Annotated in this window: 5 protein-coding genes; 1 reads left to right on the top strand and 4 read right to left on the bottom strand. The window is 65.4% G+C overall.

The features are described 5' to 3' along the window. Together IV113_RS06705 and IV113_RS06710 are read right to left on the bottom strand one after the other, a co-directional pair. On the bottom strand, positions 1-323 hold a 323-nt coding region (locus tag IV113_RS06705), incomplete at its 3' end, for a response regulator transcription factor (protein WP_291082029.1). After that, positions 320-1,516 (bottom strand): PAS domain-containing sensor histidine kinase, encoded by a 1,197-nt coding sequence (locus tag IV113_RS06710; RefSeq protein ID WP_291082031.1) that lies wholly within the window; start codon positions 1,514-1,516, stop codon positions 320-322. The genes IV113_RS06710 and IV113_RS06705, both read right to left, overlap by 4 nt. Before the next feature lie 100 nt (positions 1,517-1,616). On the opposite strand from IV113_RS06710, the gene IV113_RS06715 reads away from it, so the two are divergent. Beyond that, positions 1,617-2,222 (top strand): cyclic nucleotide-binding domain-containing protein, encoded by a 606-nt coding sequence (locus tag IV113_RS06715; RefSeq protein WP_291082033.1) that lies wholly within the window; start codon positions 1,617-1,619, stop codon positions 2,220-2,222. Here the strand turns inward: IV113_RS06715 and IV113_RS06720 are convergent. Beyond that, positions 2,219-3,169, bottom strand: a complete 951-nt coding sequence (locus tag IV113_RS06720; RefSeq protein ID WP_291082035.1) for a TerC family protein — start codon at positions 3,167-3,169, stop codon at positions 2,219-2,221. The two genes, IV113_RS06715 and IV113_RS06720, sit on opposite strands and share 4 nt — an antisense overlap. 266 nt (positions 3,170-3,435) lie before the next feature. Further along, positions 3,436-3,609: homocysteine S-methyltransferase family protein (locus IV113_RS06725; RefSeq protein ID WP_291082037.1), on the bottom strand; the 174-nt coding region annotated here is incomplete at its 5' end.

Genomic DNA, 3,609 nt, shown 5'->3' on the forward strand with positions numbered 1-3,609 from the left:
ATGCAGCGCACCGCGTACTGCTTCTCGGGGTAGGTGCTGAGCATGAGCACCGGCAACTTCGGGTGTTGGCGCTTGAGGGTCTGCAGCACGTCCAGGCCGTCGAGCCCGGGCATGGCGATGTCGAGCAGCACGAGGTCCAGGCCGTCCAGGCCGCCGAGCGCCCTCACCAGCGCCAGCACCTCGTCACCGGTCTGCGCCTCGGCCACCACCGCCACGTCGGGCGCGTCGGCCAGGATCTGCTTGAGGCCTTCGCGCACGATGCGGTGGTCGTCGCCGATCAGCACGCGGATGGATTCGGTCAGAACATCAAAAACGGTGGTCATGCAAGGGCTCCTGCTGGCAATTCGATCGACAGGCGCATGAGCGTGCCCTGTCCTGGTGCGCTGCTGATGCGGATGTCGCCGCCGAAGTGGCGGGCGCGTTCGCGCATGCCCATCACCCCGTAGGCGTCGGCCGCTTCAAACGCCTGGGCCAGCGCACCGACACCATCGTCCTGCACCGAGAGGCTCAGCACCCCCGCCTGCACGACGATGTGCACGTCCAGACGACGGGCGCGCGCGTGCCGCCCGACGTTGCTCAACATCTCCTGAAAGATGCGGAACACCGCCATGGCCAATGGCTCGGGCGGGTCCGGCCATTCGCCATCCGGGTCCACGTCCATGCACCAATTCAGGGACATCTCGGCCGACTGCACGAACTCCTGCGCCTGCCATTCGAGCGCAGCCCACAGGCCCTGGTGGTCCAGGATGCTGGGGCGCAGGTCGGTGATGATGCGGCCCACGTTGTCCACCGCGTTCTCGATCAGGCGGCTCATGTTCTGGCACTTGCAGCGCATGCGCTCGCGCATGTCGCCCGCCGCCTCCAGCGTGCGCTGCTCCTGTTCCGAGAGGCGCTTGTCCAGCCAGTTCACGTCCATCTTGAGCGCCACCAGCAGGCTGCCGAGCTCGTCGTGCACCTCGCGCGCAATGCGCGTGCGCTCTTCCTCGCGCACGGCTTCCGAGCGAGCAGCCAGTTCCCGCACCTGCTTGAGCGCCGTGGCCAGCGCAAGCGTGCGCTCACCCACGCGCTCTTCCAGCTCGTCTTTGGCGCGCTGCAGGGCATCGGCCGCGCGCTTGCGTTCGGTGATGTCGACGAAGGTGACCACCGCGCCGCGCACCGCGCCGCCGTCGATGATGGGGTGGCTGGAGTACTCGACCGGGAAGGCCGTGCCGTCGCGGCGCCAGAACACCTCGGTGTCGATGCGGCAGGGCAGGCCCTCCAGAAACGCCTTGAAGATCGGGCAGTCTTCCACCGGGTAGTGCACGCCGTCGGCGTGCGAATGGTGGGTGAGGTCGTGCATGTTGCGGCCCAGCAATTCGTCGGGCTCAAAGCCGATCATGCGGGCGCCGGCGTGGTTGATGAACACGCACAGGCCGTCCAGATCGATGCCGAACACGCCTTCACCGGTGGACGCCAGCAGCAACGCCAGCGGATCGCCCCAGGCACGGGTGGGCGGGGTGGGGGCGTCGATCTGCATTCGCTCGCCGCACGCAATGAATGTGCCAAAGCGGTGCGTGGTGCAGTGGGAGCCGGGTGACAATGCGCAGCACCACACCCCGCAGTCACCGGTATCTCCCATGGCCCTGTTCGACAAACTCTTCGGCGAGCGCTACACCGCCGCCCGCGCGCGCCAGCGCCGCCACAGCCGCGTGAGTATCTCCACCACCGCCCACCGCGCCGCCGAGTTGCTGCGCTCGACCAACGCGCTGATCCAGCTCACCGCCGCCGAGGCGCTGACGGTGGTGGGTTACATGGAGCTGCGGCGCTGCGCCGAGGGCGAAGCCATCATCCGGCAAGGCCACAGTGGCGGGGAAGACGGCTTCATGGCGTTGGTGATCGAGGGCGAGATCACGGTGGAAGCGGTGACGGTGAGCCGCACCGAGCCCCACACGGTGAACGTGCTCGGGCCCGGCCACCTCATGGGCGAGATGTCGCTGATGGACGGCGAAGCCCGCTCGGCCACCTGCACCGCCAGCACCGAGGTGCGCTGCGCCGTGCTCACGCGCTCTTCCTTGCAGACCCTGATCGACGAAGAACCCACCACCGCCGCCAAGCTGCTCAGCGCAGTGGCCCAGCGCCTGAGCCAGCGGTTGCGCGAGAACGACACCAAGCTGCAGCTGTACGGCCAACTCGTGCTGTCGATGCAGCAGGAGATCGACCGCTTGATTCCCGAACAGTCTTAGGTGTTGGGCGCCGTCTTGCTGCTCCAGACCATGGTGATCGCGAGGATGGAGAGCACCACACCCAGCGACATCGCCACCGGAATCTTGAACACGTCGATCAACAGCATCTTGCTGCCGATGAAGACCAGGATCACGGCCAGACCGTAGTTCAGCAGGTGGAAGCGGCTGGCCGCGGCCTGCAGCAGGAAAAACATGGCGCGCAGGCCCAGGATGGCGAACACGTTGCTGGTGAGCACGATGAACGGGTCTTTGGTGATGGCGAAGATGGCGGGGATGGAGTCCACCGCGAAGATCACGTCGGTCAAACCCACCAGGCAGATCACCATGAGCAGCGGCGTGGCAATGCGCTTGCCGTTCTCCACCGTCCAGAACTTCTCACCGTCGAACGACTGGCTCACGGGCAAGACCTTGCGCAGCAGCTTGAGCGCGGGGTTGTCGTCCAGACTGGGCTCCTGGCCTGCGGCCCACCACATCTTCACGCCGGTGAGCAGCAGGAAAGCGCCGAACAGGTACAGGATCCAGTGGAACTGCGTCAGCAGCCAGCCACCCACCAGGATCATCACGGTGCGCAGCACGATGGCGCCCACGATGCCGATCATGAGCACGCGCTTCTGGTAAGCCGCGGGCACCGCGAAGTAGCTGAAGATGAGCAGGAAGACGAAGATGTTGTCGACCGCCAGGCTCTTCTCGATCAGGTAACCGGTGAGGAACTCAAGCGACTTCTCGTTGGCGATCGCACTCGACCCGGTGCTGTCTTTCACGGCCCACCAGAACAGGGCGTTGAAGACGAAACTCAGGCCCACCCAGACCAGCGACCAGTTGACGGCTTGCTTGACGCCCACCTCGTGCGCGCCCTGCTTCTTGAGCAGAACAAAATCGACAAACAGGGCCGCCACGACGAACGCAACGAAGACGACCCACAGCCACAAGGGGGCAATGCTTTCCATGAAAAAAACCTCAGGTTGGTGTTGAAGAACACCCCAAGGTCTTGCCACTGCCGCGCATGGTGCGGTTGGAGGTTTCCGGCGGCCGTCAGGCCGCGTATTGACGAAAACCCCACCCACCGAGACCCGGCTTGGCGCCGGATGGCAGGCTGACTACTCCCCTTGAAGGGAAGCGCGATTGTCAGCGGGAAATGCGGGCCCCACAAACTGAAAGACCTTCAGGTTTTTCCTGCAGGTCTTTCCTCATGCGCCCGAATTTTCAGTCGCTGTCAGGCCGCTTCCCTGTAGAAGACCTCGCGCCTGAGGCTGCGCGGCGCCAGCGGTTCCACGCTCTTGTGAATGGCCGCAATGTGCTCGGGGGTGGTGCCGCAGCAGCCGCCCACGATGTTGACCAGGCCCTCGGCCGCAAACTCGCGCAGCAGGCGGCTGGTGTCTTCGGGCGT

Source organism: Hydrogenophaga sp., from assembly GCF_018780385.1.
In the GTDB taxonomy this organism is placed as follows: Bacteria; Pseudomonadota; Gammaproteobacteria; order Burkholderiales; family Burkholderiaceae_C; genus Hydrogenophaga.

What these genes read in the sequence shown, in the direction of transcription:
- IV113_RS06710 (WP_291082031.1), bottom strand. Translation starts at nt 1,516, where the DNA reads ATGCAGATCGACGCCCCCACCCCGCCCACCCGTGCCTGGGGCGATCCG.
- IV113_RS06715 (WP_291082033.1), top strand. Translation starts at nt 1,617, where the DNA reads ATGGCCCTGTTCGACAAACTCTTCGGCGAGCGCTACACCGCCGCCCGC.
- IV113_RS06720 (WP_291082035.1), bottom strand. Translation starts at nt 3,169, where the DNA reads ATGGAAAGCATTGCCCCCTTGTGGCTGTGGGTCGTCTTCGTTGCGTTC.